23 protein-coding genes are annotated in these 25534 nt (G+C 71.6%); 11 read left to right on the forward strand and 12 right to left on the reverse strand.

The window, feature by feature from the left end; genetic code table 11:
• Positions 1–30: 30 nt before the first annotated feature.
• Positions 31–474, reverse strand: a complete 444-nt coding sequence (locus JIN95_RS06195) for a DUF2391 domain-containing protein (protein WP_200530812.1) — start codon at positions 472–474, stop codon at positions 31–33.
• Between the two features lie 139 nt (positions 475–613).
• Between JIN95_RS06195 and JIN95_RS06200 the strand changes: the two genes are divergently transcribed.
• Both JIN95_RS06200 and JIN95_RS06205 read left to right on the forward strand, forming a co-directional pair.
• On the forward strand, positions 614–1291 hold the full coding sequence (locus JIN95_RS06200; RefSeq protein ID WP_200530813.1) for a methyltransferase domain-containing protein: 678 nt from the start codon (positions 614–616) through the stop codon (positions 1289–1291).
• A 466-nt stretch (positions 1292–1757) separates the two neighbouring features.
• Positions 1758–2645 carry a YkgJ family cysteine cluster protein gene (locus JIN95_RS06205; protein ID WP_200530814.1) on the forward strand — a complete coding sequence of 296 codons (888 nt, stop codon included), beginning with the start codon at positions 1758–1760 and terminating at the stop codon, positions 2643–2645.
• An 89-nt stretch (positions 2646–2734) separates the two neighbouring features.
• On the opposite strand, the gene JIN95_RS06210 is transcribed toward JIN95_RS06205, so the two are convergent.
• The 4 genes from JIN95_RS06210 to serB form a co-directional block, all read right to left on the reverse strand.
• Entirely contained in the window at positions 2735–3295 is a 561-nt protein-coding gene (locus JIN95_RS06210; protein WP_095637025.1) for a GNAT family N-acetyltransferase, read from the reverse strand.
• A gap of 73 nt (positions 3296–3368) precedes the next feature.
• Positions 3369–4472, reverse strand: coding sequence for a Brp/Blh family beta-carotene 15,15'-dioxygenase (locus tag JIN95_RS06215; protein WP_200530815.1), 1104 nt, complete (start codon positions 4470–4472; stop codon positions 3369–3371).
• Complete coding sequence (locus JIN95_RS06220; RefSeq protein ID WP_095637023.1) at positions 4465–5307, reverse strand: lycopene cyclase domain-containing protein; 843 nt, start codon at positions 5305–5307, stop codon at positions 4465–4467. The genes JIN95_RS06215 and JIN95_RS06220 overlap by 8 nt, the downstream gene beginning before the upstream one ends.
• A gap of 116 nt (positions 5308–5423) precedes the next feature.
• Entirely contained in the window at positions 5424–6068 is a 645-nt protein-coding gene (gene serB / locus JIN95_RS06225; RefSeq protein WP_200530816.1) for a phosphoserine phosphatase SerB, read from the reverse strand.
• A gap of 98 nt (positions 6069–6166) precedes the next feature.
• Between serB and JIN95_RS06230 the strand changes: the two genes are divergently transcribed.
• Positions 6167–6370, forward strand: coding sequence for a hypothetical protein (locus JIN95_RS06230; RefSeq protein ID WP_200530817.1), 204 nt, complete (start codon positions 6167–6169; stop codon positions 6368–6370).
• A gap of 3 nt (positions 6371–6373) precedes the next feature.
• Positions 6374–6979, forward strand: a complete 606-nt coding sequence (locus JIN95_RS06235) for a 2'-5' RNA ligase family protein (protein ID WP_200530818.1) — start codon at positions 6374–6376, stop codon at positions 6977–6979.
• A gap of 634 nt (positions 6980–7613) precedes the next feature.
• Here the strand turns inward: JIN95_RS06235 and JIN95_RS06240 are convergent.
• From JIN95_RS06240 to JIN95_RS06250, 3 genes are all read right to left on the reverse strand, one after another.
• The gene (locus JIN95_RS06240; protein ID WP_095637019.1) at positions 7614–7826 is read right to left on the reverse strand and encodes a hypothetical protein; all 213 of its coding nucleotides are present in this window, start codon (positions 7824–7826) and stop codon (positions 7614–7616) included.
• 3 nt (positions 7827–7829) lie between these two features.
• Entirely contained in the window at positions 7830–9257 is a 1428-nt protein-coding gene (locus JIN95_RS06245; RefSeq protein WP_200530819.1) for a cytochrome P450, read from the reverse strand.
• A 77-nt stretch (positions 9258–9334) separates the two neighbouring features.
• On the reverse strand, positions 9335–10951 hold the full coding sequence (locus tag JIN95_RS06250) for a methyl-accepting chemotaxis protein (protein WP_095637017.1): 1617 nt from the start codon (positions 10949–10951) through the stop codon (positions 9335–9337).
• A 181-nt stretch (positions 10952–11132) separates the two neighbouring features.
• Here JIN95_RS06250 and JIN95_RS06255 point away from each other — a divergent pair, with 181 nt between their 5' ends.
• From JIN95_RS06255 to JIN95_RS06270, 4 genes are all read left to right on the forward strand, one after another.
• Positions 11133–12908, forward strand: a complete 1776-nt coding sequence (locus JIN95_RS06255) for an excinuclease ABC subunit C (protein ID WP_095637016.1) — start codon at positions 11133–11135, stop codon at positions 12906–12908.
• 80 nt (positions 12909–12988) lie between these two features.
• Positions 12989–13582 carry a hypothetical protein gene (locus JIN95_RS06260; protein WP_198951539.1) on the forward strand — a complete coding sequence of 198 codons (594 nt, stop codon included), beginning with the start codon at positions 12989–12991 and terminating at the stop codon, positions 13580–13582.
• A gap of 100 nt (positions 13583–13682) precedes the next feature.
• Positions 13683–14261: an RNA 2',3'-cyclic phosphodiesterase gene (gene thpR / locus JIN95_RS06265; protein WP_095637014.1), complete on the forward strand. Its 579-nt coding sequence runs from the start codon at positions 13683–13685 to the stop codon at positions 14259–14261.
• Positions 14262–14444: 183 nt separating this feature from the next.
• On the forward strand, positions 14445–15743 hold the full coding sequence (locus JIN95_RS06270) for a HEAT repeat domain-containing protein (RefSeq protein ID WP_200530820.1): 1299 nt from the start codon (positions 14445–14447) through the stop codon (positions 15741–15743).
• A 48-nt stretch (positions 15744–15791) separates the two neighbouring features.
• Here JIN95_RS06270 and JIN95_RS06275 read toward each other — a convergent pair whose 3' ends face one another.
• Positions 15792–16622 (reverse strand): hypothetical protein, encoded by an 831-nt coding sequence (locus tag JIN95_RS06275; RefSeq protein ID WP_095637012.1) that lies wholly within the window; start codon positions 16620–16622, stop codon positions 15792–15794.
• Between the two features lie 77 nt (positions 16623–16699).
• Positions 16700–18019, reverse strand: coding sequence for a hemolysin family protein (locus JIN95_RS06280; protein ID WP_200530821.1), 1320 nt, complete (start codon positions 18017–18019; stop codon positions 16700–16702).
• Positions 18020–18310: 291 nt separating this feature from the next.
• Here JIN95_RS06280 and serA point away from each other — a divergent pair, with 291 nt between their 5' ends.
• From serA to JIN95_RS06295, 3 genes are all read left to right on the forward strand, one after another.
• Positions 18311–19915, forward strand: a complete 1605-nt coding sequence (gene serA, locus JIN95_RS06285; RefSeq protein ID WP_095637010.1) for a phosphoglycerate dehydrogenase — start codon at positions 18311–18313, stop codon at positions 19913–19915.
• 159 nt (positions 19916–20074) lie between these two features.
• Positions 20075–20881, forward strand: a complete 807-nt coding sequence (locus JIN95_RS06290; RefSeq protein WP_200530822.1) for an N-acyl homoserine lactonase family protein — start codon at positions 20075–20077, stop codon at positions 20879–20881.
• A complete protein-coding gene (locus JIN95_RS06295) occupies positions 20878–22191 on the forward strand; it encodes a hydroxyacid-oxoacid transhydrogenase (protein WP_200530823.1) in 1314 nt (437 codons plus the stop codon). The genes JIN95_RS06290 and JIN95_RS06295 overlap by 4 nt, the downstream gene beginning before the upstream one ends.
• Before the next feature lie 84 nt (positions 22192–22275).
• On the opposite strand, the gene JIN95_RS06300 is transcribed toward JIN95_RS06295, so the two are convergent.
• Positions 22276–24042, reverse strand: a complete 1767-nt coding sequence (locus JIN95_RS06300; RefSeq protein ID WP_200530824.1) for a histidine kinase N-terminal 7TM domain-containing protein — start codon at positions 24040–24042, stop codon at positions 22276–22278.
• 108 nt (positions 24043–24150) lie between these two features.
• On the reverse strand, positions 24151–25434 hold the full coding sequence (gene thrC, locus JIN95_RS06305) for a threonine synthase (protein WP_095637006.1): 1284 nt from the start codon (positions 25432–25434) through the stop codon (positions 24151–24153).
• Positions 25435–25534: the final 100 nt, after the last annotated feature.

Here is a 25534-nt window from a genome sequence, read left to right on the forward strand (position 1 = left end):
GTCTGACGCCGTTTCGCTGATCGGGTGCGATCAGAACACGCTGTCGGCGGTCGCGGCGCCGACCACGCTGAACACCGCGCCGACGGAGACCGCCCTGAACGTCGTGACCCACAGCTCGACCCCCGTCACGCCCTGCTCGATGAGGAACGTGTCCGGGGCGTCGAACACCACGGCGAGGACGGCCACGGAGCCGAACGCGACGATCATCAGCGACACGAACCGGACGGGGATCCCCGCGATGTCCTTCTCGGACTCCGGGTCGCGGTCGGTGTCGGCCCGGTAGAGCGCGGCGTATCCGATCAGCGCGACGATCCCGGCGGTCAGCGCTCCCTGCAGCCAGTTCATCCCGGCCGCGAGCACCCACACCTCCTCGGTGACCACGAAGGGGCCGGCGAGGAGGAACCCCCCGACCGCCTGCTGTGCGGAGTCCGCGATCCGGAAGTTCGGGCGCCGGAGGCTCCGCGGCCGTTTCATACTCCCCGAAGCGACGGCGACCGATAAAACGGCGACGCTTTTGATCGCCTGAACGGCGACGCTTTTGATCGCCCGAACGGCGACGCTTTTGATCGCCCGAACGGCGACGCTTTTCACCCGCCCGCCCGTCCGCCCGCGTATGAGCGTTCGCGAGGAGTTCGACGAGTGGGCCGCGGCGGGCAAGGACCGCGGCATGGAGGACCGACACTGGCACACCGCAAAGCACGTCCTCGCGCGGATGCCGGTCGAGGACGGCGACGCCGTCCTCGACCTGGGCACCGGCTCCGGCTACGCGCTCCGCGCGCTCCGCGAGCGGGGGATCGGCCGGGCGTACGGCCTCGACGGCGCCCCCGAGATGGCGCGCAACGCCCGGAGCTACACCGACGACGACGCAGTCGGGTTCCTCGTCGGCGACTTCGACGAGCTCCCCTTCGCCGACGACTCGCTCGACCACGTCTTCTCGATGGAGGCGTTCTACTACGCGGCCGACCCGCACCACACCCTCGAGGAGGTCCGGCGCGTGCTGAAGCCCGGCGGCACCTTCTACTGCGCGGTCAACTACTTCGCGGAGAGCGAGGAGACCCACGCGTGGCAGGAGAACATCTCGGTCGACATGACGCTGTGGAGCCGCGACGAGTACCGCGAGGCGTTCCGCGAAGCCGGCCTGTACGTCGCCGAGCAGGACGCGATCCCCGACCGGGAGATCGATATTCCGGACCCCGAGGCGTTCCCCACCGACGACTGGGACTCCCGCGAGGCGATGGTCGACCGGTACCGGACGTGGGGGACGCTGCTGACGGTCGGCGTCGCTCCCTGACGCGAACGGTTATTTATAAGCGGATGTCGCTGCTGTCGCTATCGTCGTCGCTGCTGTCGCTATCGGTAGATAGACGGTGAACGCGTTCGGCTCTCGTGCCGGACGCTTATAAATAACTGACTGCGGATCGGCGGCTATCACTTCCAAAGCCCCAGCGGTGAGGCGGGCGCACGCTCGCTGCGGTCCTCAGTCGGTCGCTCACGCTCCCTCCTTGCGGTCCTTGCGTCGCCTGCGCCCGCCTCACCGGCTGCCCCTTTGAGTCCCGCCCCGCACAGCACCTCACGCCTCCCCAGCCTCGCGGCTCACGGCTCGCGGCTTCGCCGCTCGCGTTCGCCGCGTCCCTCGCGCGTGCTACTCGGCCGCGGGGCGGCCTCGCAGGCACGCGCCGACCGCACGTTCACTTATAAATCTCTTCGCGTTCGGCGATCCCTTTTTACTGTGCGAGCCGTTCGCACGATCGGTTACGATGGACCTTCGCTGCGAGGGCTGCGCCGGCTGCTGCGTCGACTGGCGACCGCTCGCACCCGGGGCGGCCGACTCCGACCGCACCGGTCGCCGCCCGCCGCTCGACGACGTCTACGACCTCGCCCCGCTCACGCGCGACGAGGTCGCCGGGTTCCTCGACGACGGCCTCGGCGACGCCTTGGTCCCCCGGCTGTTCGAGCCCGCGGAGAGCGACGGCGCGGTCCAGATCGACGGCGTCGACGTGGCGGCCGCCGGCGACCGCCCCGTCTTCGTGGTCGGCCTCCGAAAACCGTCCAAACCGGTCGCGCCGATCGGCACCGACGAGCACCGCTGGCTCGACGCCTGCGTCTTCCTCGACCCGACCACGCTCCAGTGCCGGATCCACGGCGACGACCGCTACCCCCGGACCTGCGCGACGTACCCCGGTCACAACCTCGACCTCGACGCCGAGACCGAGTGCGAGCGCGTCGAGGCCGCGGGGGGCGGCGACCGCCTCCTCGACGGCGAGCCGCCGACCGACCTCCCGGCGCCCGCGTTCGGCCCGCAGGCGCTCGGAACGACCGTCTTCGCGTACCCCGACCCCGACGACCTCGTCGGCGTGGTCGACCGGATCCGGTCGGCGCGGCTCACCCCGGAGGACCGCGCCCGGTTCGTCGGGGCCGCGGTCGGCTCCAGCCCCGGCTCCCTCTCGGTCGACCGGGACCGGATGGCCGCGGCCCGGGACCGCGCCCGCGACGCCGACTCGTGGGCCGGACGAGCGATCCGGGCGTGGAGCGACCGATCCGCGGGCGACGGCGACCCGGTCGCGATCGACGCGGACGCCCGCGAGCGGCTGGTCCGCGAGCTGGAGGACGACCTGGGCGCGCCCGAGACGCCGGGGTGGGACTGAGGTCGGCCGGGGCAGGACTGAGGTCGGCCGGGGCAGGACTGAGGTCGGCCGGGGCAGGACTGAGGTCGGCCGAGGCGGGCGATCCCGGACTACTCCCCCGCGTCGACCCGCCGCACGGCGAGCGCGGCCTCGCAGGTGCACTCCGTCTCGCACTTGGGGCACTCCGAGGCGGGCCGGTCGATCGGGTCGCGGTGGACCGTCTCGTAGCCGTGGCGGTCGAACAGCTTCTCCGGGGAGTCGTCGCCGCCGTGGTACCACGAGTCCGCGAGGTACAGGTCGACGCCGCGCTCCGCGCCGATCCCGTGGAGCCTGTCGAGGAGCCGGCTCCCGATCCCCCGCCCGGTCGCCCCGTCCTTGACGTATCCCATCTCGAGGTGGCCGTACCGGTCCGCGGCGGGGATCAGGTCGGGGTCGTCGAAGAAGTACATCTCGTCGGCGACCGCGGCCGGGTCCGCGAACTCGCGGAGCGCCATCACGCCGAGCGGCTCGTCGGGGGCGTCGGCGTCCACCGCGACCAGCACGTGGTACGTCGGGTCGTCGAGCCCGAGGTCGACGCCGTACGAGCTCCCCTCGCTGAAGTGCGCGGTGATGAGCGCCTCCAGCTCGTCCGCGTCGCTCGGCCGCGGGTCGCGGATCGCGATCTCGTCCATTCGCCGCGCGGTACGCCCCCCGCGTGCAAGAACGGTGCGGTGTCGGCCCCGACCCGTCACCGCCCACTGCTCCCTACCCACCGGTTCCCGGCCGCCAGATCCCCTGTCGCCGGTCGAGCCACGCGGTGACGACGACGTGCGGGAGCGTCAGCGCCGCGATGCCGACGAGCGACGCCGCGAGCAGGTCGCCCGGCGCGGCGACGCCGGCGGGGGCCGCGAGCCCGACCGTCCCGACGACGAGGAACCCGCCGAGCGTGAGCGGGGCCGCGTCCCGTGCGAACCGCGCGAGCGCCCGCCGAACGTCGCCCGCGGCGAGTGCTCCGGCGGCGCCCGGATCGACGAGAGTCAATCGCCCCACGTGCCGGAGCGCGTGCCAGAGCGCGAAGTACACCCCGATCGCGAACACCGGCGCCGCGAGCAGGAACCACGCCCACAGCACCGCGACCTCGCCGGCGTCGCGGAGCCACCCGCGCCGCGAGGCGCCGCCCCGGACCCGCACGTATCCCGCCCCGACCGACGCGAGGGTCGCCGCGATCACGACCCCGCCGACCGCCAGCCGCGTTTCCGGGACGAACAGGGGGTCGACCGCGGCCGCCGCCGCGCCCGGCTCGGCGACGAACAACCCCACGACCCACTCCGCGACCAGCCGGTACTCCGCCGGGTGCGCGAGCAGGGGGACGCCCATCGGGAGCCCCCCGCGGACGACGAGGCTCAGCCACCGCTCCGCCGAGGTGGGGAGGTGCTCGACGCCCGCGAGCGCGAGCGCGGCCGCGTCCCCCTGTCCCCAGTGGAGCCACGTGAGCGCGACGAACCCGGCGAACGCGGCGACGGGCGCGAGGAAGAACGCGGCGACGACCGCTCCGCCGAGGACCGCGTAGGCGACGGAGACGACCGCGATCGACCGCCGAAGCGACACCCCCGGCGCCGCCCGGAGCGGAACGAGGTGGTCGACCGCGCCGTGGGCCATCCCGACCGCGAGCGTGCCGAGTGCGAACGTCGCGACGCCGAGATCGACCGGAAACAGGGGGGTCGCGGCGCCGACCGGCAACAGCGCCGCGAGCGCCAGCGCCGGGTACAGCGCGAACCACCGGTCGACCGTCGATCGGGCCGGCTCGTCGCGCTCGCCCGACGCCGCCGGGTCGCGACGGGCGGTCGACCCCTTCGCGGGCTCAGTCATTGGCGGGTTCGCTCGCCTCCGGTTCGCCCGTCTCCGGTTCGGGTTTCGCTTCCGCCTCCGGTTCCGGCCCGGAGGTCCCCGTCGGCGACCCCGCCGCCCGTCCGCGCCGGTCGTTCCAGTCGAGCACCCACTCGAACAGCACCAGCCCGTTCACGGTCATCACGCCGGCCGAGGCGAAGAAGAGCAGCTCCTCGATCGGGAGCCCGAGGACGGCCACGCCGGTCGTGAGATCGGGCGAGAGCCGCCAGGTTCCCATCTCGATCGCGATCCGGTCCGCGACCCAGAAGTACGCGGCCGGGATCAGCGTCGCCGCGATCCAGACCCGCGGCGTCCGGGCCAGGTAGCCGCCGCCGACCGCCCACTGGAGCGCGGCGACCGGGCCGACCCACGCGATCAGCCCGCCGAGATAGAGGTACGAGGGGTCGAGGGAGACGAGCCAGAGCCCCGCGCCGACCATCGCGACGCCGGCGACGACGCCGGCGACCCGGGGCCGCCGATCGAAGTCGCCCTCGCGGAACGTCGGGTCGAACCCGATCAGGTGGAGCGCGAACGCGGTGACGACGGTCTGGACGGCGAAGAAGAGGTACTCGCCGAGGGGGATCGACAGCGCCCGAACGAGCACCGCGCCGTCCGCGTACCACCACGCGCCCCGCCGGATCATGTAGCTGATCCACGGGGTCGTGTACGCGTAGGCGATGGCGACGAGGATCGCGATCCCGGCCGTCGCCCGCCGCCGGCGAACGGGGTCGTACCGCGGCGCGACGTACCACAGGACCGCGACCACGGGGAGGCTGAAGACGAGGTGGAACTGGAGATACGTCAGCGTCGGCAGCATCTGCTCACCTCGGCGGCGCCGTTCATACCGTTCCGTTCGCTCCGCCGCTTATTAAGGACTCATCCACACAGTGTGGTCCGGGCGGGGGAGTTCCCGGACCCCCCGGCGATCGCCGACTACTCCGCGGGGAGCACGTCGTACCCCTCCAGCACCTTCCCGAGCCGGAACATCGAGGCGACGACGGCGTCGCACACCGGCCGGACCGCGTCCTTGGGGACGAACCCGATCGCGACCCCGGCCACCTCCAGCATCGGAAGGTCGTTCGCGCCGTCGCCGACCGCGACCGTCTCGGCCATCGGAATCCCCAGGTCGTCGGCGAGCGCCTCCAGTGCGTCGTCTTTCGTCCCCTCAATGAGCGGCCCCTCGGCCTCGCCCGTGAGCTTCCCGCCGGCCATCGGGAGGCGGTTGGCGACGACCGTGTCGGCCTCCACGCCCTGCTTCGCGAGCGCGCGCTCCACCCCGCGCTCGAACCCGCCCGTGAGCACGGCGACGTGGTGGCCCTCGGCCTGCAGGCGCTCGATCAGCTCGCCGGCGCCCGGCCGGAGCGCCACCTCGTCGAACGCGCCCGCGACCTCGTCCTCGTCGAGCCCGCCGAGCAGCTCCGCGCGCTCGTAGAGGCTCTCGGCGTAGCTGAGCTCGTCGTTCATCGCCCGCTCTGTGATCTCGGCGACCTCGTCGGCGACGCCCGCGCGCTCCGCCAGCAGGACCGTCATCTCGGAGTCGGAGAGCGTGCCGTCGAAGTCGAACGCGATGAGACTCATGGGTCCCGTTCGGCGTGGAGGGGTTTTGAAGCACCTGATCGCGCAAGGGTTCCGCGTCCCCGGTGGGCTTTTTCCCCGTCGCGGTCGTCGCCCTCGGTATGGACCGAACTGACGCGAACCGCGCCGACGTCGACGTCGACGACCTCCTGAAGGTCATCCTCGTGCTCGCGATCGCGTGGCTTCTCTTGGAGATCGTTGACACGGTGCTCGATCTGACGTTCGCGCTCGTCGACGCCATCCCGCGGCTGATCGTCGTCGTCATCGTCGTGCTGATCGCCTTACGGCTCGCCGACCGGATCTGAGGCGTGTTCAGCCTGAACGTCCCGATCGCGCCCGCCGTCGATCGGCTCGCGGCGGACCTCCAGTCGAAATTATCAGGGTTCGAGCGGGTGCGCGATCGCCACACGCTCGTCTGCAAGCGGTTCGGCGTCGCGGACGTGCCCGATCGCGTCGCGAGCGACCACCGCGACGGAAGCGGCGGGACCGGACCGGACGCGTCACCCGGTTCTCCCGCCGCCGGACCGTCGCCGCCCAAACCCGACGCGCTCGACGCCCTGCGTCAGGATCTCCACCCGCTGCTCGCGGGGACCGACCCCTTCCCGGTCGCCGTGACCGGGATCGACGTCTTCGACGCGCCCGCGTCGGGGTCGGGACCGGTGTTGTATCTGGCCGTCGAGAGCGACCCGCTCATCCGGGTTCACCGCCGGCTCTGCGCCGCCTACGGCGCGGTCGAGGGGATCGAGGGCGACGACTACACGCCCCACGTTACCATGGCCCGCGGCGGGAACCCCGAGCCGGGCGTCGTCGCGGGGCTGGTCGACGCCGAGTTCGAGCCGATCCGGTGGCGCGTCCACGCGCTCGACCTGTACGACCCCGAGTTCCGCGAGGTCGCCGCGACGATCGAGCTGTAAGCGGCCGCGTTCGGATCGGTCGCGGTTCGCTTCAGCGCCTCGGCCGCCCGCTTATAAACGGTTGTTGTCGGATCGGCGGTAAACGCCGCCAAAGCCCCAGTCGCTCGGCTGTACGCTGACACTTATAAGTAGTCGATCGACACGAACGCCGCCAAAGCCCCAGTCGCTCGGCTGTACGCTGACACTTATAAGTAGTCGATCGACACGAACGCCGCCAAAGCCCCAGTCGCTCGGCTGTACGCTGACACTTATAAGTAGTCGATCGACACGAACGCCGCCAAAGCCCCAGTCGCTCGGCTGTACGCTGACACTTATAAGTAGTCGATCGACACGAACGCCGCCAAAGCCCCAGTCGCGAGGCGGGCGCACGTTCGCTGCGGTCCTCGGTCACTCGCTTCGCTCGTTCCCTGCGGTCCTTGCGTCACCTGCGCCCGCCTCGCGACTGCCCCTTTGGGTCCCGCCCCTCCGCAACCGCCCCGCACCTCACGCCTCCCCAGCCTCGTCGGTGGTCCTTCGCTTCGCTCTGGACCACCGACTCCCTCGCACGCGCTCCTCGTGGCCGCCAAGGGCGGCCACTCGGAGGCGCGCGCCACCGCCATCCGTTTAAGTGCCACGTCGCCGTCGGCGGTCGTTCTCAAATGTCGTCCCGCTTCCCGTCGCCCTTCTCCGCGCCGTCGCACTCTCCCGGATCGTCGACCGCGTGATGCGGCCCGAGCGGCCCGTGCGTCGGGCAGACACCGGCGATCGGCGTCGCGTTGAGACAGCAGGCGCGCTGCCGACTCGCGACGGCGCCCCGGAAGAGGCGCTCGCCGCAGCGACGGCAGTAGGACGCCCCGTCGCTCGCCACGACTCAGCGCTCGCGGATCCGCATCGGCACCGGGTGGTCGGGATGCATCGTCAGCGAGCCGCGCAGCGAGAGGTCGGGGCCCTCGTACTCCAACTCGTACTGCGAGCAGACTTTCGCGAGGATCAGCTTGGCCTCCAACAGCGAGAACGACTTCCCGATGCAGTGGCGCGGGCCGCCGCCGAACGGGAAGAAGGCGAACCGCGGACGTTGACTCCGGCGCTCGGGCTTCCACCGGCTCGGGTCGAACGAGTCCGGGTCGTCGTACCAGCGCGACGAGCGGTGAACTACCCACTGCGAGCACATCAGCGCCGACCCCTCCGGGATCCGGTATCCCCCCAGTTTCACGTCGAGCTTCGGCTCGCGGAACAGGGTGTAAACGGGCGGGTACAGCCGCATCGACTCGTTGAGCACGCGCTCCGTGAACTCCATCTCGCGGACGTCGGCGGCGGTGGGGGCACCGTCCCCCGTTGCCGCTTGGGCCTCGCTCGCCACGCGCTTCCGGGCCTCGGGGTGGTTCGAGAGCAGGTAGAAGGTGTACGTGAGCGCGAGCGCGGTGGTGTCGTGGCCGGCCAGTAACATCGTCACCAGCTCGTCGCGGAGGTTCTCGTCGGTCTGCTCGCCGCGGTCGCGGGCGCGCAGCAGGACCGAGAGTAGGTCCATCGGGAGGTCGCCACTGCCGTCATCGCTCCCGCTCCCGCCCCCGCCCTCGCCGTCCCCCGCGGGGCCGCGCACCGCGACGCCCTCCGGCCCGGCCGGGTCGACGGCGGGGTCGCGTTCGGTCCCGCGCCGGCGCTCGACGATGCCGTCGATCACGGACTCGAGGGTGTCGACCGCGGCCGCGAACTCGCGGTTCTCGCGGGTCGGGGCCCAGTCCGGGATCAGGAAGCGCCGCGGGTCCGGCTCGAACCGGGCGCCGAGCGGCTCCAGCTTCTCCTGGACCGTCTTCACCTCCTCGTCGGTGATGTCGGCGCCGAACATCGCCGAGACGATGATCTTGACCGTGAGGCGAGCGACCTCCAACTGAATATCGACGACCTCCCCGTCGCTCCAGTCGGCGAGCTGCGACTCGGTGTGATCGACCATCGTCCCCGCAAGCGCGCCGATCCGGCGGCTGTGGAACGAGGGGTTCGCGAGTCGCCGCTGGCGCTGCCACGTCTCCCCCTCACTCATCAGGAGGCCGTCGCCGAGCAGTCGGTCCATCGCGCCGTCGCCGAACTGCGGCTTGCGGTACCGCTCGGCGTCGGCGACGAGCACGCGCTCGATGTCGGCGGGGTTCGTCAGGAGGTACGTCTCGCGCGGGCCGAGGTCGAACCGAATGACGTCCCCGTAGCTGTCGGCGCAGGCGCGCATGAACGAGAACGGGTCGTCGGCGTACTGGCGACCGTTGCCGACGAGGGGGTCGCCGATGGGTCCGGGCGGCGTGGCGGACATACGAGAAGCAGGGTCTCGGCGGGGTTAAACGTTCGGCGGCAGAGAGAACGCGGAGGCGTGAGGCGCCGGCCGATTCGCTACTGACGGGCGTCCAGCCGCTCGACGCGGGTGATCAGCTCGTCGACGGCGAGCTCCTGGTCGTCGGTGGCGTCGACGATGCGGTCGGTCGCCTCCTCGGTGCGGTCGGAGCGCTCGCGGACCGCCTCCAGCGACGACGTGAGCTCCTCGACGGTCGCGGCCTGGTCGTCGGTGGTCCGCGCGACTTCGGCGACGCCGGCGGCGGCCTCGTCGACCGCGTCCGCGATGTCCTCGAGCGAGTCGAGCACCGTCTCGATCTCGGTGCCCGCGTCCTCGATGCGGTCGTGCGAGCGCTCGACGGCGGTGCTCGTCTCGTCGGACTGCGCCTGCAGCTCGGCGAGGCTCTCCGTGATCTCCTCGGTGTAGCCGCGGGTCTCGTCGGCGAGCTTCTTCACCTCCTCGGCGACGACCGCGAAGCCGTCCCCGCCCTCCCCGGCGCGGGCCGCCTCGATGTTGGCGTTCAGCGCGAGCAGGTTCGTCTGCTCGGCCACGTCGGAGATGACTTCGATGACCTCCTCGATGTCGTCCATGCGCTCCGAGAGCGCGCCGACGCTCTCGACGAGCTCGTCGCCGATCTCGACCACGTCCTCGGTCGCCTCGCGGGCGTCCTCGCTGGCGTCGAGCCCCTCGTCCGCGGCCTCGCTGGCCGCGACCGCGGCGGAGTCGACCTGGTCGGCCGTCGCGGCGACCTCCTCCATCCCCGCGGAGAAGGACTGCATCTCGGAGACGCTCTCCTCTAACAGCTCGTTCTGCTCGTCGACGTTCTCGGCGATGTCCGCGGCCGCGGTGCTGGCCTTCTGGACCGTCTGGTCGATCTGGCGGGCCTGCTCGTGGACGCTCTCGGAGAGGTCCTGGAGGTTCTCCGCCATCTGGTTGACGACGCCGATGACGCCCAGCAGCTCCTCGTCGAGGCTCTCGCACTCCTCGTGGCAGACGGCGCGGGCGTCGAGGTTCCCGTCGCCGATCGCCTCGGCCGTGTCGCGGATCTCGGAGACCAGCTTCTTCGTCGCGTCCCGCTGGTTGATGTTCTCCGTCCGGTCGATGACGACCTCGGTGACGCCGACGAGCTCGTCCCCGTCGTAGAGCGGGGTCGCCGTGAACTCGATGTGCTTCTCGTCGCCGTGGCGGTCGACCATCGTGCTGGTGTCGCGGTAGCGGGTCTGCGCCGAGCCGCAGCGCTCGACCCCGTACTTCTCGTCGGCGGTCTCCGGCGCGTCGAGCACCTTGTCGGCGAGGGTGTCGGCCCGTCGCCCGTCGGGGTAGAACAGCTCCGAGACGTGCGCGTGGCCGATCGCGTCCTCGCGATCGTTCCCCGTGAGCGACGCGATCGACTCGTTCCACTCGGCGACGTTCCCCTCGCAGTCCAGGATGAACGTCGGGACGCCGGTGGCGTTGAACACCTGCTCGAAGCCGGCGGCGGCGAGCGTCTCGGCCCGGTTGGCCCCGTCGGCCTCCGCGATGCTGTACGACTCGCCTTCGCTCGCGTCCGTCCCGAACGCCTCGCCCGACGGCCCCCCGGCGTCGGAATCGTCCACGACGACGCCGCCGTCCGGGACCGACCGCGAGTCCCGATCCCGACCGAACGCCCGTCGGAGCAGCCCTCGAAGTCCCGTCATATCTACGCGGGACTCTCCCAAGCACCCGGATAAACCGTTCCCCCCGTTACTCACGTTTGATAATTTCCCGCCCCGTCAGACGGCGAGACGGACTCGATGTCCGTCCCCGGCCTCGGTATCCTCCTGCGGCGCCGATATCCGCCCGTAGCGTTCAAACGCGCGCGGCGGCTACGCAGATTCGATGGACGCCGACGCCGTGCGCGAGCGGGCCGCGGACCTCCCGACCGAGCCCGGCGTGTACCAGTTCCGGGCCGGGGAGACGACGCTGTACGTCGGCAAGGCGGTCGATCTCCGCGACCGCGTCAGGTCGTACGCCGACCCGCGCTCGGGGCGGATCCGCGGGATGGTCGGGCGCGCCGACCGGATCGAGTTCGCGGTGACCGACACCGAGACGCAGGCGCTCCTCCTGGAGGCGAACCTGATAAAGCGGCTCCGGCCGCGGTACAACGTCCGGCTGAAAGACGACAAGTCGTACCCGCTGGTCGCCTTCTCCGACCACCCCGTCCCCCGGATCGAGGTGACTCGCGACCCCGAGGCCGGCGCGGTCGCCTACGGGCCGTTCACGGACGTGGGCCGCGTGGAGACGGTGGTGAAGGCGATCCGCGACGAGTACCGCCTCCGCGGCTGCTCCGACCACAAGTACGCGAACCGCGACCGCCCCTGCCTCGACTACGAGATGGGGATCTGCTCGGCCCCCTGCACCGGCGAGATCGACCCCGAGGGCTACGCCGAGGACGTGGCGGCCGCCCGCCGGTTCTTCGAGGGCGAGACTGGCGTCCTCGCCGACCCCCTGCGTCGGCGGATGGAGGCCGCCGCCGAGAGCGCGGAGTTCGAGCGCGCCGCGAACCTCCGCGACCGGCTGGAGGCGGTCGAGGCGTTCCACGGCGAGGGCGGCGAGGCCGTCAGCGACCGCACCGACGACCGCACCGTCGACGTGCTCGCGGCCGCGGTCGAGGGCGACACCGCCCGCGTCGCCCGGCTGCACAGCGAGCGCGGCCAGCTGGTCGACCGCAGCCGGCACCGGCTGGACGCGGCGGCGGTGGGTGAGGGCGGCGACGCGAGCGAAAACGCCGCCGACCCCGACGCCAACACCCCCGCCGCCGTCCTCTCGGCGTTCCTCGCGCAGTACTACGCCGAGCGGGAGTTCCCGGACGCGGTCCTCCTCGCCGAGCGTCCCTCGGACTCGGACGTGGTCGACTGGCTGGAGGCGGAGGGGGTCTCCGTCCGTGTCCCCGGCGCGGGCCGCGAGGCGAAGCTCGTCGAGCTCGCCCTGAAGAACGCCCGCAAGCGCGGCGGCCGCGAGGATCCGGTCGGCGCGCTCGGCGAACGGCTCGGCATCGATCGCCCCGACCGGATCGAGGGGTTCGACGTGAGCCACGCGCAGGGGACCGCGGTGGTCGGCTCCGACGTGTGCTTCGTCGACGGGAGCGCGGAGACGAGCGACTACCGCCGGAAGAAGCTCACCGACCGCAACGACGACTACGCGAACATGCGCGAGCTGGTCCGGTGGCGCGCCGAGCGCGCGCTCGCCGGCGAAGACGACCGCCCCGACCCGGACCTCCTCCTGATCGACGGGGGCGAGGGCCAGCTCGGCGCCGCGCGCGACGCGCTCGCGGAGACCGGCTGGGACGTGCCCGTCGTCGCCCTGGCGAAGGCCGAGGAGCTGGTTGTGACCCCCACCGGGACCCGTCGGTGGGACGACGACGCCCCCGAACTGCACCTGCTCCAGCGGGTCCGCGACGAGGCGCACCGCTTCGCCGTCTCCTACCACCAGACCGTCCGCGACGAGGTCAAGACGGTCCTTGACGACGTGCCCGGTGTCGGCCCCCAGACGCGCCGCCGGCTCCTGCGCCGGTTCGGGTCGGTCGAGAGCGTGCGCGAGGCCTCCGCCGACGACCTCACCGACGTCGAGGGGGTCGGCGACGCGACCGCCGAGACGCTCCGTGAGCGGTTGTAAGGCACCGAACTCTCCCGACGCGTGCGAGACCGCCTCACCCCCACCGAAGCTACTTACGGGTGACTCGGGAACTCCACGGCATGTCTCCGCCCTCTCCCTCCCGGTCGCTCAGGCGCCACTCGGTCCCGTTGGCCGTGTTTCTCGCGGTGGCGATCGCCGTGCTCGTCGCGCCCCCGATCGTGCTCGGCGAGGCGACGACGCGGACCTACGCCATCACCGCCGCGATCCTCATCCTCGCCGTCGGTTCCGCGTTCCCGTACGCGGCGATCGTCGCGCTGGGAACGCTTCCGCTCTCCTACGCCGGGATCGCGAGCTTCGCGGCCCCGCGGCCGGAGTCCGACGAGCCTCATCCCTTCTCGGCCGCCGCCGCCCTCCGGCACGCCGCCGCCGGTCTCGCGTACGTCTTGGCGTCCGCCGCGGTCGGCGCCGTCGGGATGGGCGTCCAGATCGGTCTACCGAGCGATCCCGGGGGGACCCCGGCGGTCTTCGGGCCCTCCTTCCTGCACCTCGGCGGCGCGCTCGTCGCCGTGATCTTCGTTTCCCTCCAGCTGTGGCGGTACGAGACGTCCCCGGGCGAACTCGCCGCGCGAACCGTCCTCGGGACGGTCGCCCTCGGAGCCCTCCTCGCGCTGTCGCCCGCCGTCGCCTTCTGGGCGTTCAACGGGGGCCTCTGAGCCGGAGCCGACTGGCGTCGTCCGATCGCCGCGCCGTCGAGCCGCAGACCCCGCCTTCACCGTACGCTTATACCCGATCTCGCCCAACTCCCGGCCGTCCATGCGCGCGTTCTTCGCCGCCGACCTGCCCGCGGACCTCGCGGATTCCGTCGCGGACGCACAGGCCGCGTTCGAGGGCGCCGACGGCCTGCGGTTCGTCGATCCCGAGCAGGCGCACGTGACGCTGAAGTTTCTCGGGGAAATCGGCGAGGACCAGACTGAGGCGTCCACCGAACCCACCCTCGACGACGTGATCGCGGCCGGCGAGCGCGCGGTCGAGACGGCCGACGTCGGCCCCTTCGAGTGTGCCGTCCGGGGGTTCGGCGTCTTCCCGAGCCTCGACTACATTTCCGTCGTCTGGGCCGGCGTCGACGCGGGGAGCGCGGAGCTGACCGCGCTCCACGAGGCCCTCGAAGCGGAAACGACCCAGCTCGGCGTCGATTCAGAGGAGCACGACTTCACCCCGCACGTCACGCTCGCCCGGATGAACGACGCCCGCGGGAAGGAGCTGGTACGCGAGACCGTCCGCGAGCGCGACCCCGACATCGGGCGGTTCGCGGTCGACGACGTTCGGCTGGTGAAATCGGCGCTGACGAGCGACGGGCCGGAGTACGAGACCGTCGCGTCGTTCGGGCTGTAGCGGTCGGTGTCGCCGATCCCAAACATTGCGCCGATCGTCCCGACCGTCGATCGCCTCGACCGTCCCGACCGTGACGCCCGCGAGAACGACGAGTCCCGGAACGCGAAGGTGTCCCGACGAAATTCTCACAGATGATTCTCTCGGGGGCACGTTTAATCGCGGCGATGGCTGACATGTCAACAGATGAAGGACGACTCGCGATCGGACCGGACCGGCGACGAGCGCCCGCGAGCGTTCGCGCTGCTCGACGAGGAGAACGACGCGGCGACGCGCCTCGAGGCCGTCGAGGCGCTCGGGAACCCGTCGAGTTCGATGGTGGGCAGCGAGCGCCGGATCGCCGATCGACTGCTGCGAGTCGTGCTCACCGACGACGACGCGACGGTCCGCGCGGAGGCGATCGACGCGCTGTACTTCCACGGGGATCGGTACATCGATGAACTCGTCTCGCGCGTCGCGGCCGCGGTCCGGCGTCGAGACGGCGACGCCGACCCCGAGATGGTGTTCGCTCGGTGGCTGACGAGCGACCACGCGGCCTACCGGATGGTCGGCGCGACCGGGCTGGGTGCGGCGGGTCCCTCGGAGATGCGCGGCGCCGCGGACGCGACGCGGTCGCCGGACGCGGGGAAGTCTCCGGACGCGACGGACCGCCTCCGCGCGGCGTTCGACGACGACGACGCCCGGGTGCGGGCGCGGGCGGTGCGCTCGTACGCCGCCCGCGGCGGCGAGGCGGTCGCCTCGGTTCGCCCGCTGTTGCGCGCGCCCAACGCGCTCGTTCGGCGCGCGGCCGTCGACGCGCTGGTGTCGATCGGGACGACCGAGGCGACGGACCTGCTGGCGGCCGCGGCCGACGACGGCAGCGACCGCCTCCGGAAGACCGTCGTCGAGCGGCTCCACGGCTTGGACCACCCCGAATCGGCGGCGATCCTGATCGACGCGATGCGGGACCCCTCACCGTCGGTGCGGCGCGCCGCGGCGGCGTCGCTGGCGCGGCTCGTCGCGGATGGCGACGCGGTGCGGGGACGAGACGTGCGCGACCGGCTCGCGACCGACCGACCGTTTCGGAGCGACGGCGACGGCGCGGTCGCGCGGCTGCTCTCCGAGGTCGCGTCGGACGGGAAGCCGGAGCGGGTCACCCCGGCGGCCAGGCGACACGCGATGTGGCTGTGCTGCGAGCTCGTCGAGCGCGACGGCGCGGGACCGAGCGAAACCGCCGTCTCGCGGCTCCTCGACGCGCTCGGGAGCGACGACCGGTACGTCGCCGACATCGCCGCCGCGTACCTCTCTCGGTTCGATGCCCCGGCGCTCGAACGGGAGGTCCGCCGGCTCGCCGGCGACGCCGAGGCCGATCCGGACGCGAGGGAGCGCGCGCAGTCGGTGCTCCGCCGGCTCAAGCGACGGACGGCAGCGTCGGCCGCGGACCGGTCTATCGAGTACGTCTACGTCCGGCGGCCCGTAGACTACACGGAGAAGCACGCCGAGTAGTCGGTCGCCCGACAGTCGAGGCCGCGGCGCCACGGCGTCGCGGGGTCGCTACCCCCGGCGCACGAACCGGCCGTCCTCGCCCGCGACCGTCAGGTCGATCTCGTCGTCGAGGAAGTTCAGCACCGTCGAGACGTTCGGGTCCGCGTCGGCGTCGACGTACAGCTGCAGGACGCCGCCGTCGTCGTCCAGCCGGGCCGAGAGCATCCGGACGAAGTCGCAGGCGGTCCGGAGGTCGAAGGAGCGCACGACCTCGTGGAACACGCTCACCTCCAGCGAGATCGCGTCGCCCGCGACCCGGTTGGCGTCGATGATCCGCGACACCGTCTCCCCGAGTTCGTCCGGTCCGAGCCGCGGGTCCAGCTCGACGACCTCGATGGGAATCTCGGAGAAGTCGAGGTCGGGCGCCTCCTCGAAGGGGTACGCCTCCGTGCTGACGACGACGGTTCGGCGCGGCCACGCGTCCAGCTCCTCGTGGAGCAGCCGGACGGTGCGCTCCGGGTTCGCGGTGACCGCGATCACCAGATCGCCGCCCGCGTGGAAGTGCGCGCGGAGCGCGTCGGCGTCCGCGCTGTCGACGGGCGCGGCGACCTGGACCGTCCCGTTCCACGAGACGCGGTCGGCGACGTGGACCCCCTCCTCGATCCGGTCGGCGACGTGCTCGTGGAGGTGCGCCTTGAACTCCTCGACCGCGCCGTCCGCGTCGTACGCCGTCTTCGTCGTCGCGCAGTACGGACAGTCCCACGTCGTCCGGAAGTCGGACCGGCTGACGGCCTCGGAGTGGTGCGCCAGCAGGTGCGTGCCGGTGACCTCGCGCATCGACGACCGGTCCGTCGTCCACGCGGCGAACCCGCATCGGTCACACCCCCATCGAGCCATCATGATCGAGAACGTATACCGTCAGATTCCCTCGGACGAATATGTATGTTGTGTTACGAGAGATCGTCGACGTGACCGGGTCATTCGGTTTCGTCGGCCCTCGCGTCGGCTGTCTCGACGCTGTCCGATTCGCTGCGGTCGCTCCCGGGTCCGATCCCCGGGTGCTCGACCCGCACTCGGGTCACTCTCGTCGCGGTCGCGCCCGTGACGGAGAGCGTCACGTCGCCGATCTCGACGCGGTCGCCCTCGGCCGGGACCCGCCCGAGGTGCTGCGTGATCAGCCCCGCGACGGTCTCGGCGCCCCCGTCGATCGGGAGGCCCAGCCCGAGCGTCTCGTTGAGGTGGGCGACGGTCGTCCACCCCCGCGCGACCGCGGCGTCGGGCGCGACCACGTCGACGTGGTCGGTCTCCCACCGCCCGACCAGCTCGCCGACGACCTCCTCGACCACGTCCTCTAAGGTTACGATCCCCACCACCGCGCCGAACTCGTCGACGACGATCGCCATCCGGAGGTCGCTCGCCCGCATCGTCGCGAACAGCTCGTCGACCGGCTGGGTCTCCGGGACGAAGGTCGGCTCGCGAAGCGCGCTCGCGAGCGGCTCCCCGCGCTCGTCGGCGCCGACCGCGTCGCGCAGGTCGACGACGCCGACCACGTCGTCCCGGTTCTCGCCGTACACCGGCATGCGCGTGACGCCTTCGGCGGCGGCGGTCGAGACCGCCTCGGCGGGCGTGGCGGTGTCCGGCAGCGCGACCATGTCGGTCCGGGGGACCATCACCGCCGACACGCGGACCGACTCCAGGTCGAGGACGCCGCGGATCATCGCGCCCTCGTCCGGATCGAGCGCGCCGGCCGCCTCGCCCGAGAGGACGAGCGTCTCGATCTCCTCGCGCGTGAGGTACGACTCGATGGCGGATTCCCCGCCGGTGAACCGGTTGACGATCCCGGAGAGCGCCTCGAACACGTACAGCACCGGGCGGATGACCCGCTGGATCGCCACCACCGGTCTGGACACCCGCAAGGCGTGTTTCTCGGCGTTCGCCACCGCGTAGGACTTCGGCGCGATCTCGCCGAAGACGATGACGAACACCGAGGTGACCAGCGTCGACCCGGTCGCGGCCTGTCCCCCGGAGAAGCCGAACCGGACGAACACCGCGGTCGCGACCGACGCGGCCGCGATGTTGGCGACGTTGTTGCTCACCAGGGCAGTGACGAGGAAGCGGTGCGAGTCCTCTCTGAGCGCCGACAGCGCCCGCGCGCCGGGCACGTCGGCGGCGAGCAGGGAGTCGACGCGGTGGGTCGGGACCGAGAAGACGGCGAGCTCCGAGCTGGAGAAGAAGGCGCTTATCCCCGTCAACACGAGGATGGCCGCCACGCCCGCAAAGGCGATCGTGATGTCCATGTCGGCCCATGCGGGCGGATATAAAAGGCAGTACCGGAGCGTCCAAAAGCGGCATCGGCGCGTCGCGGTGAGCGCTCGCGAGCGCCCGCGATCGTGCAGGTTTCGGGTTCGGTCGTGAGCGAGCGACGACGGAGCTGGGGGATGTGAACCGAACCCGAACCGAGGTCTATACATGAATACGTATTCTCCAGTCGAAACGGAGGGGTAGATGCCCACGGACGCGGATCCGTTTGGCCGGCAAAACGGAGCGATGAGGAAAGGGTTAACCTCCCGCCGCCGGTGGAAACGCCCATGAAGGTACTCGTGACCGACCCCATCGCGGACGCGGGGTTGGACCGACTCCGAGACGCCGGCCACGAGGTCGTGACGGACTACGAGATCGAGGGCGACGACCTGCTCGACGCCGTGAGCGACGCGAACGCGCTGATCGTCCGCTCCGGGACCGACGTGAACGAGGCGGTCTTCGAGGCCGCCTCCGACCTCGTCATCGTCGGGCGCGCCGGCATCGGCGTCGACAACATCGACATCGAGGCCGCCACCGACCACGGGGTCATCGTCGCCAACGCGCCCGACGGGAACGTCCGGGCCGCCGCCGAGCACACGGTCGCGATGACGTTCGCCGTCGCGCGCTCGATCCCGCAGGCGCACGGCCGCCTCGTCGACGGCGAGTGGGCGAAAGGCGAGTTCCTCGGCACCGAAGTGAACAACAAGACGCTCACCATCGTCGGCCTTGGCCGCGTCGGCCAGGAGGTCGCCAAGCGCCTCGACTCGCTCGGGATGGATCTCGTCGTCTACGACCCGTACATCTCCGAGGAGCGCGCCGACCGGCTCGGCGCCGAGCTCGTCGAGGACCTCCACGAGGCGCTCGCGCGCGGCGATTTCGCGACGATCCACACCCCGCTGCTCCCCGAGACCGAGGGGATGATCGGCGAGGACGAGCTGGCCCAGCTGGAGGGCGGCTACCTGATCAACTGCGCCCGCGGCGGCATCGTCGACGAGGACGCGCTCGCCGAGGCGGTCGACGACGGCGTCCTCGCGGGCGCCGCGCTCGACTCCTTCGCCGAGGAGCCGCTCTCGGAGGACTCGCCGCTGCTCGACGTCGAGGAGGTCGTCGTGACGCCGCACCTCGGCGCCTCGACGGAGGCGGCACAGGAGAACGTCGCCGTCGACACCGCGGAGGCGGTGCTCTCGGCCTTCGCCGACGAGCCCGTCCTCACGGCGCTCAACGCGCCCTCCGTCGACGAGACGGCGTTCCCCCGGATCAAGCCGTACATCGCCGTGGCGGAGACCGCCGGCAAGGTCGCCGCGCAGCTGCTCGACGGCCGGATCACGGAGGTCGAGGCGACCTACGAGGGCGACATCGCCGCGGAGGACGTCGAGCTCGTCACCGCGAGCGCGCTGAAGGGCGTCTTCGAGCCGCTGGAGTGGCAGGTGAACGCGGTGAACGCGCCCCGGCTCGCCGAGGAGCGCGGAATCGAGGTGACCGAGTCGAAGACCCGCCAGACGGAGGACTTCCAGAGCCTCGTCCGGGTCACCGTCCACAACGGCGAGGACTCGATCGCGGTCGAGGGGACGCTGTTCGCGGGCGAGGACCCGCGCATCGTCCGGATCGACGGGTTCCGCGTCGACGCGGTCCCGTACGGTCACATGCTGGTCGCGCGCAACACCGACGAGCCGGGCGTCATCGGGCTCATCGGCACCGTGCTCGGCGACTACGACGTGAACATCGCCGGGATGTACAACGCCCGCGAGACGCAGGGCGGCGAGGCGCTCACCGTTTACAACCTCGATCAGGACGTGCCCGACGAGGCGATCGAGGCCCTGCTCGACGACGGCCGGATCGTCGAGGTCACCGAGATCACGCTGGACGACGCCGACGAGCGGCCGGCGGAGTAGCGAACCCCGAACCCCGAACTACGTTCTGACCGTTCTCGACCCAATATTCGGCGGAAACGACGAGCCGTGGCGCCGCGATCCCGCGTCGATCGGCGTGCCGAGGAACCGGAACTCCGCCGGGATCATGTTTATGAATATTTATGATAGATGTCTAACCGTATGGTAGACGCGGAGGTCCACGTCATCGACCGCGGCGGGCTGTACTGCGACATGAACTACATGATGGAGGCGAACACGATCGGGAGCCGCGACGAGCCGAACCCCGACGCCGAGTACGACGAGATCCCGGTGTGGAACCTCGTCATCGACCACCCCGAGGCGACGATCCTCTGGGACACGGGCTCGCACCACGACGCGGCCGAGGGTCACTGGCCGGAGGGGCTCGTCCAGGCCTTCTACCCGCACGACGCGAGCGAGCACCGGCTCGACGACGACCTGGAGGCGGCGGGCTACTCGCTCGACGACATCGACGCGGTGTTCCAGAGCCACCTCCACCTCGATCACGCCGGCGGGCTGGAGTTCTTCGCGGGCACGGACACCCCGGTCTACGTCCACGAGGAGGAGCTGAAGTTCGCCTACTACAGCGCGAAGACGGACGAGGGGAGCGGCGCGTACGTCCTCGACGACTTCGACCACGACCTGAACTGGCGAGTCCTTCACCGCGACCGAGAGGAGCACTTCACCGACCTGGAGTTCGTCCGGTTCCCCGGGCACACGCCCGGGCTCACCGGCTCGGTGATCCACCTCGACTCCGACGGCACCGTGGTGTTCACCGGCGATCAGGTGTACATGGACGAGAACTACGAGGAGGGGACGCCCCTCGGCGGTCCCCTCGTGTGGGGGAAGACGGAGTGGGCCGAGAGCATGAATCGCATCCGCGAGCTGGAGCGGCGGCACGACGCCGAGGTCGTGTTCGGCCACGACCCGGAGCAGTTCGAGGCCATCCAGCCGGGGTGGGGAATGTGAGCTACGAGCGCTCCGTCTCCGCCGACCCGCACGAGCTCTCGCCGGAGACCGTCTGGGAGGTGCGGATGCCCGCGATCCGCGTGGGAGCGGGCGCGGCCGACGAACTCGGCTACCAGCTCGGCCAGATCGGGCTCTCCGGCGAGGGTCGCGGGCTGATCGTCACCGACTCCGACCTCGCCTCGCTGGGCCACGTCGGCCGCGTCGCCGACGAGCTGGAGCCCGACGGGTTCGACGTCGACGTGTACGACGGCGTCGAACGCGAGCCCAGCATCGAGGCGGTCGAGGAGTGTATCGCGTTCGTCCGCGAGGAGATGGGCGACGACGGGTACGACTTCTACTTGGGACTCGGCGGCGGCAGCTGCATGGACACCGCGAAGGCGACGCGGGCGATCGTCGCCAACGGCGGCGACGTACTCGACTACGTGGCCGCGCCGACCGGTGCGGGCGAGGACCTCACCGAGTCCGGTCCGCCGCTGATCCTGTTGCCGACGACCGCTGGAACGGGCTCCGAGATCTCGCCCGTGGCGATCCTCTCGGTGCCCGAAAAGGGGATCAAGGAGGGGATCTCCAGCACGCACGTCCGGGCGGACGCCGCGGTGCTCGATCCGACCCTCACCACGACGCTGCCGCCGGAGCTCACGGCGAAGACCGCCATGGACGCGCTCGGCCACGCGATCGAGGGGTACACCACCCACCGGTACGACGACCTCCTTCGACCGGAGGACCCCGCGGACCGCCCGGTGTACGCCGGACGAACCGGCTTCACGGAGATGTTCAGCGAGAAGGCGATCGACCTCCTCTCGTCGAACGTGCGCCGCGTCGTCAACAACGGCGACGACATCGAGGCCCGCGGCGCGATGCTGAAGGGCGCGCTGTTCGGCGCGATCGCCGGGCTCACCGCGGGCGCGAGCCTCGCGCACGCGATGGCGTATCCCGTCGGCAACAATTATCACACCTACCACGGGGAGACGATCGCGGCGCTCACGCCCGCGAGCACCCTCGGCTACAACGTCGCCAGCGACCCGCCGCGGTTCGCGAAGGTCGCCGAGATGCTCGGCGCCGACACCTCCGGGATGAGCACCCGCGAGGCCGCCGACGAGGCCCGCGAGGAGTTCGTGCGGCTCCAGCAGGACCTCAACGTGCTCCCGAGCGGGCTCAACGAGCTGGCGGGGATCACCGTCGACGACACCGGCGCGCTCGCCGAGAGCACCGTCAAGAGCCAACAGCGACTCCTCCGGTGTAATCCGCGACCCGTGACGAAAGAGGACGTCGAGGAGGTGTTCCAAAACGCGCTGTACAACTGGGAGTAGCGGACCGGCGAGTGCAGTCTGGCGCGACACCCGCCTTCGACGTCCCGCCTCCCCCCGCTGCCTACGTCGTCCCCGGGAGCGACCTCACGCCGACCCCGACCGACCGTCGCGCGACGCCGCCACGACCGCGTCGGGGTCGGCGACGACGGGGTCGGCCATCGACTCCAAGGGACGGTCACCGAACGAGACGACGACGGCGGCGCCGCCGACCCCCTCGTCCCCCCGGTCGTCGTCACCGGTCCCGGCGGCGCCGATCCCGACGGTCCAGCCGCGGGCGGCGGCGAGCGTCGCGACCGACGCCAGGCCGATCCCCGTTCCGCCGTCCGCGGTCGTGTAGCCCCGGTCGAACACGCGCTCCCGCTCCGCCGGCGGGATCCCCGGGCCGTCGTCGGTGACGGCGAAGCCCCCGTCGAGCGCGACCGCGGTCACGTTCGGCTCCGCCCCGGCGTGGACCGCGGCGTTCCGGAAGAGGTTCTCCAAGACGCTGCGGACCGCGGTCTCGTCCGCGTCGTACGTCTCGTCGCCCTCGATCCGCAGCGTCGCGTCGTCGGTCTCCGCGGTTCGCCACGCCGCCTCGGCGACGGCCGCAAACGAGAACGACGCGCCGTCACCGGTTGCGCCCCCCGCGTCGGGGTGATCGACCGCGGCGAGCGTCTCGTCGACGATTTCGAACATCCGGTCGTGGGCCGTCTCCACGCGGTCGATCGCCGCCTCGTCGCCCGCGCCCGCCAGTTCCGTGAACCCTTCCGCGACCGCGAGCGGGTTCTTGATGTCGTGTGCCAACGCGTGCGTCAGCGTCTGGAGCCGGTCGTTCGCCACCTCGAGGTCGCGTCGGTTCCGCTCCGAGTCCGTGACGTCTCGCAACAGGAGCACCGTCCCCTGCGAACGCCTGCCGAGCGCCGGCAGGCGAACGACCGAGAGGGAGACGAAGCGCGTCTCGCCGCCGACCGCGATCCGCAGCGGCTCGTCGGGGGCCGCTCCCCGGCGATACGCGCCGCGGATCGCCGGGAAGTCGGCCAGCGCGTCCGCGACCGCGGCGCCGACGACCGCGTCGTCGCCGAGCCACGCCCGCGCCGCCGGGTTCGCGTCCGCCACCCGGCCGCCGGCGTCGAGGACGAGGATCGGATCGGGGATCGCCTCCAGGGTCAGCCGTCGGGCGACGGGCGCGACCCCGAGGCTCCGTCCTCGGCGGACGGCGACCACGAAGGAGAGGCCCGTGAGGACGAACAGGAGCTCGGGCCGGAACGCGGGGCCGCCGCCGATCACGACGAACTGCGCCACCCACGGCGCCCCGCCGCCGAGACACAGCAGCGCGGCGAACCCCCGGAACGCGGGCGCCGAGTCGTACACGCCGTACGCGAGGGCCCCGACCGCGCCGACGAGCAGGACCTGCGAGTAGAGCCAGCCGGCCCACCACGCCGGCCCGAGCTCTCGAGAGAGCACCGTCCCCTCGCCGTACGCGACCAGCTCCGTCCCCGTCCGGACCAGTCCGTGAACGTCGTTGGTCCAGCTCAGGAGCGTCAGGGCGACGAGCGGGGCCGCGAGCGCGAGGATCCGCCGCCGGGTGAGCCACGCGTCGTAGCCGAGGTACGACGCGACGAACGCGACGGACGCGACCGGAACGACGGCGGTCGCCGGGTATTGGACGTTGAGCCAGAACAGCTTCCCCGCCTCCGTCGCCGCGAGCGTCTCGCCGAACAGCCCCGCCGACCACCACGCGGTCGCCGCCATGAAGGCGATCGCCGCGCGACCCCCCGGTTCGTCCCGGAACTCGAACGCGACGGCGGCGGCGACCGCGGCGACGACCGCGGCCGCCGCCGAGAGGGTCGCCGTCAGCGGGATGTCGATCAAGTTGGTTCCCCTATTCGGCTCTGATATTTAATACAAACTGCGAGTGTGTCGCGTCTGAGAACCCGCGTCGGCATCCGACGCAGTCGCGCAGGTGTTCGGACGCCCGACTCAGTCGCGCAGGTGTTCGACGACCGCGTCCACGTCGTTCGGAACCGGCTCGGGGTCGCCCCCGGCCTCGTAGGCGGCGTCGGGGTCCTTTAAGAGGTGCCCCGTCGTCAGGCAGACGACCCGCTCGTCGTCGTCGACGACGCCCTCGCGGCGGAGCTTCCGGAGCCCGGCGAGACTCGCGGCGGAGGCGGGCTCGACGCCGACGCCCTCCTCGGCGAGGTCGCGCTGCGCGTCGGTGATCTCCGAGTCGCTCACGGCGACCGCCGTGCCGCCGGTGTTGCGGATGCCGGGGAGCGCCTTCGGCGCGTTGACCGGGTTGCCGATGCGGATCGCGGTCGCGCGCGTCTCGACCTCCTCCCAGCGTCGAATCTCGTCGTTCCCCTCTTCGACCGCCTCGACCATCGGCGCGGCGCCTTCGGCCTGCACGCCGGTCAGCTTGGGGACCTCGTCGACTTCGAGCGCGCCCGACTGGACCAGCTCGCGGAACGCTTTATAAAGCGCAGAGGTGTTGCCCGCGTTGCCGACGGGGAGGACGATCCGGTCCGGGAACGTCCCGTAATCGTCGCGGAACTCCTCTAAGATCTCGAAGCCGATCGTCTTCTGGCCCTCCAGGCGGAACGGGTTCAGGGAGTTGAGCAGGTACGCCTCGCCGCGGGCGGCCAGCTCCTGGACGATGTCGAGGCAGGCGTCGAAGTTGCCGTCCACTTCGAGGATGCGGGCGCCGTGGAGGCTCGCCTGCGCGATCTTCCCGGCGGCGACCTTCCCCTCCGGGAGGAGGACGAGCGTCTCCATCCCGCCGCGGCCGCCGTAGGCCGCGAGCGCGGCGGAGGTGTTGCCGGTCGAGGCGCACGCGAGCGCGCCGACGCCGAGCTCCTCGGCGACCCGGACCCCGACCGTCATCCCCCGGTCCTTGAACGAGCCGGTGGGGTTCATCCCCTCGTGTTTGATCCGGAGCGCCTCCACCCCCACGGACTCCTCGATGCGGGGCACGCGGTGGAGCGGGGTGTCGCCCTCGGGGAGCGTCACGCCCAGGTCGAAGGGGAGCGCCTCGCGGTAGCGCCAGACGCCGCGGTCGGGGCCCTCGGAGGGGGCCCCCGCGCCGAACTCCGCGAACGTCGGCGGGTCGGCGTAGCGCACCTCCAGGAGCCCGTCGCACTCGTCGCAGGTGTATCGGATGTCCTCGAAGGGGGCGAACGTCTCGTCGCACGCGATGCAGGCGAGCCACGTCCCGTCGTCGGCGCAGTCGGGCGCCGCCGGGGCCGGGGCGTCGATGGCGAGGTCCATTACGTCGCCGTCAGTGCCGCCGCGGCTTAAGACGGGCGGTCGGAACGGACGTTGCCGGGCGTGTCGGCGACGGATCGGCACCGGGCGCCGACGCCGCGGT

It is taken from the genome of Halorubrum sp. LN27 (genome assembly GCF_016635065.1).
Classification (GTDB): domain Archaea; phylum Halobacteriota; class Halobacteria; order Halobacteriales; family Haloferacaceae; genus Halorubrum; species Halorubrum salipaludis.

Excerpts from the sequence above, each read along its gene's own strand:
- JIN95_RS06195 (WP_200530812.1), bottom strand. The coding sequence starts at position 474 with ATGAAACGGCCGCGGAGCCTCCGGCGCCCGAACTTCCGGATCGCGGAC.
- JIN95_RS06245 (WP_200530819.1), bottom strand. The coding sequence starts at position 9,257 with ATGTCCGCCACGCCGCCCGGACCCATCGGCGACCCCCTCGTCGGCAAC.
- JIN95_RS06270 (WP_200530820.1), top strand. The coding sequence starts at position 14,445 with ATGAAGGACGACTCGCGATCGGACCGGACCGGCGACGAGCGCCCGCGA.
- serA (WP_095637010.1), top strand. The coding sequence starts at position 18,311 with ATGAAGGTACTCGTGACCGACCCCATCGCGGACGCGGGGTTGGACCGA.
- JIN95_RS06230 (WP_200530817.1), top strand. The coding sequence starts at position 6,167 with ATGGACCGAACTGACGCGAACCGCGCCGACGTCGACGTCGACGACCTC.
- JIN95_RS06205 (WP_200530814.1), top strand. The coding sequence starts at position 1,758 with ATGGACCTTCGCTGCGAGGGCTGCGCCGGCTGCTGCGTCGACTGGCGA.
- thpR (WP_095637014.1), top strand. The coding sequence starts at position 13,683 with ATGCGCGCGTTCTTCGCCGCCGACCTGCCCGCGGACCTCGCGGATTCC.
- JIN95_RS06220 (WP_095637023.1), bottom strand. The coding sequence starts at position 5,307 with ATGCTGCCGACGCTGACGTATCTCCAGTTCCACCTCGTCTTCAGCCTC.
- JIN95_RS06215 (WP_200530815.1), bottom strand. The coding sequence starts at position 4,472 with ATGACTGAGCCCGCGAAGGGGTCGACCGCCCGTCGCGACCCGGCGGCG.
- JIN95_RS06275 (WP_095637012.1), bottom strand. The coding sequence starts at position 16,622 with ATGATGGCTCGATGGGGGTGTGACCGATGCGGGTTCGCCGCGTGGACG.
- JIN95_RS06200 (WP_200530813.1), top strand. The coding sequence starts at position 614 with ATGAGCGTTCGCGAGGAGTTCGACGAGTGGGCCGCGGCGGGCAAGGAC.
- JIN95_RS06210 (WP_095637025.1), bottom strand. The coding sequence starts at position 3,295 with ATGGACGAGATCGCGATCCGCGACCCGCGGCCGAGCGACGCGGACGAG.
- thrC (WP_095637006.1), bottom strand. The coding sequence starts at position 25,434 with ATGGACCTCGCCATCGACGCCCCGGCCCCGGCGGCGCCCGACTGCGCC.
- JIN95_RS06280 (WP_200530821.1), bottom strand. The coding sequence starts at position 18,019 with ATGGACATCACGATCGCCTTTGCGGGCGTGGCGGCCATCCTCGTGTTG.
- JIN95_RS06250 (WP_095637017.1), bottom strand. The coding sequence starts at position 10,951 with ATGACGGGACTTCGAGGGCTGCTCCGACGGGCGTTCGGTCGGGATCGG.
- JIN95_RS06255 (WP_095637016.1), top strand. The coding sequence starts at position 11,133 with ATGGACGCCGACGCCGTGCGCGAGCGGGCCGCGGACCTCCCGACCGAG.
- JIN95_RS06290 (WP_200530822.1), top strand. The coding sequence starts at position 20,075 with ATGGTAGACGCGGAGGTCCACGTCATCGACCGCGGCGGGCTGTACTGC.
- serB (WP_200530816.1), bottom strand. The coding sequence starts at position 6,068 with ATGAGTCTCATCGCGTTCGACTTCGACGGCACGCTCTCCGACTCCGAG.
- JIN95_RS06260 (WP_198951539.1), top strand. The coding sequence starts at position 12,989 with ATGTCTCCGCCCTCTCCCTCCCGGTCGCTCAGGCGCCACTCGGTCCCG.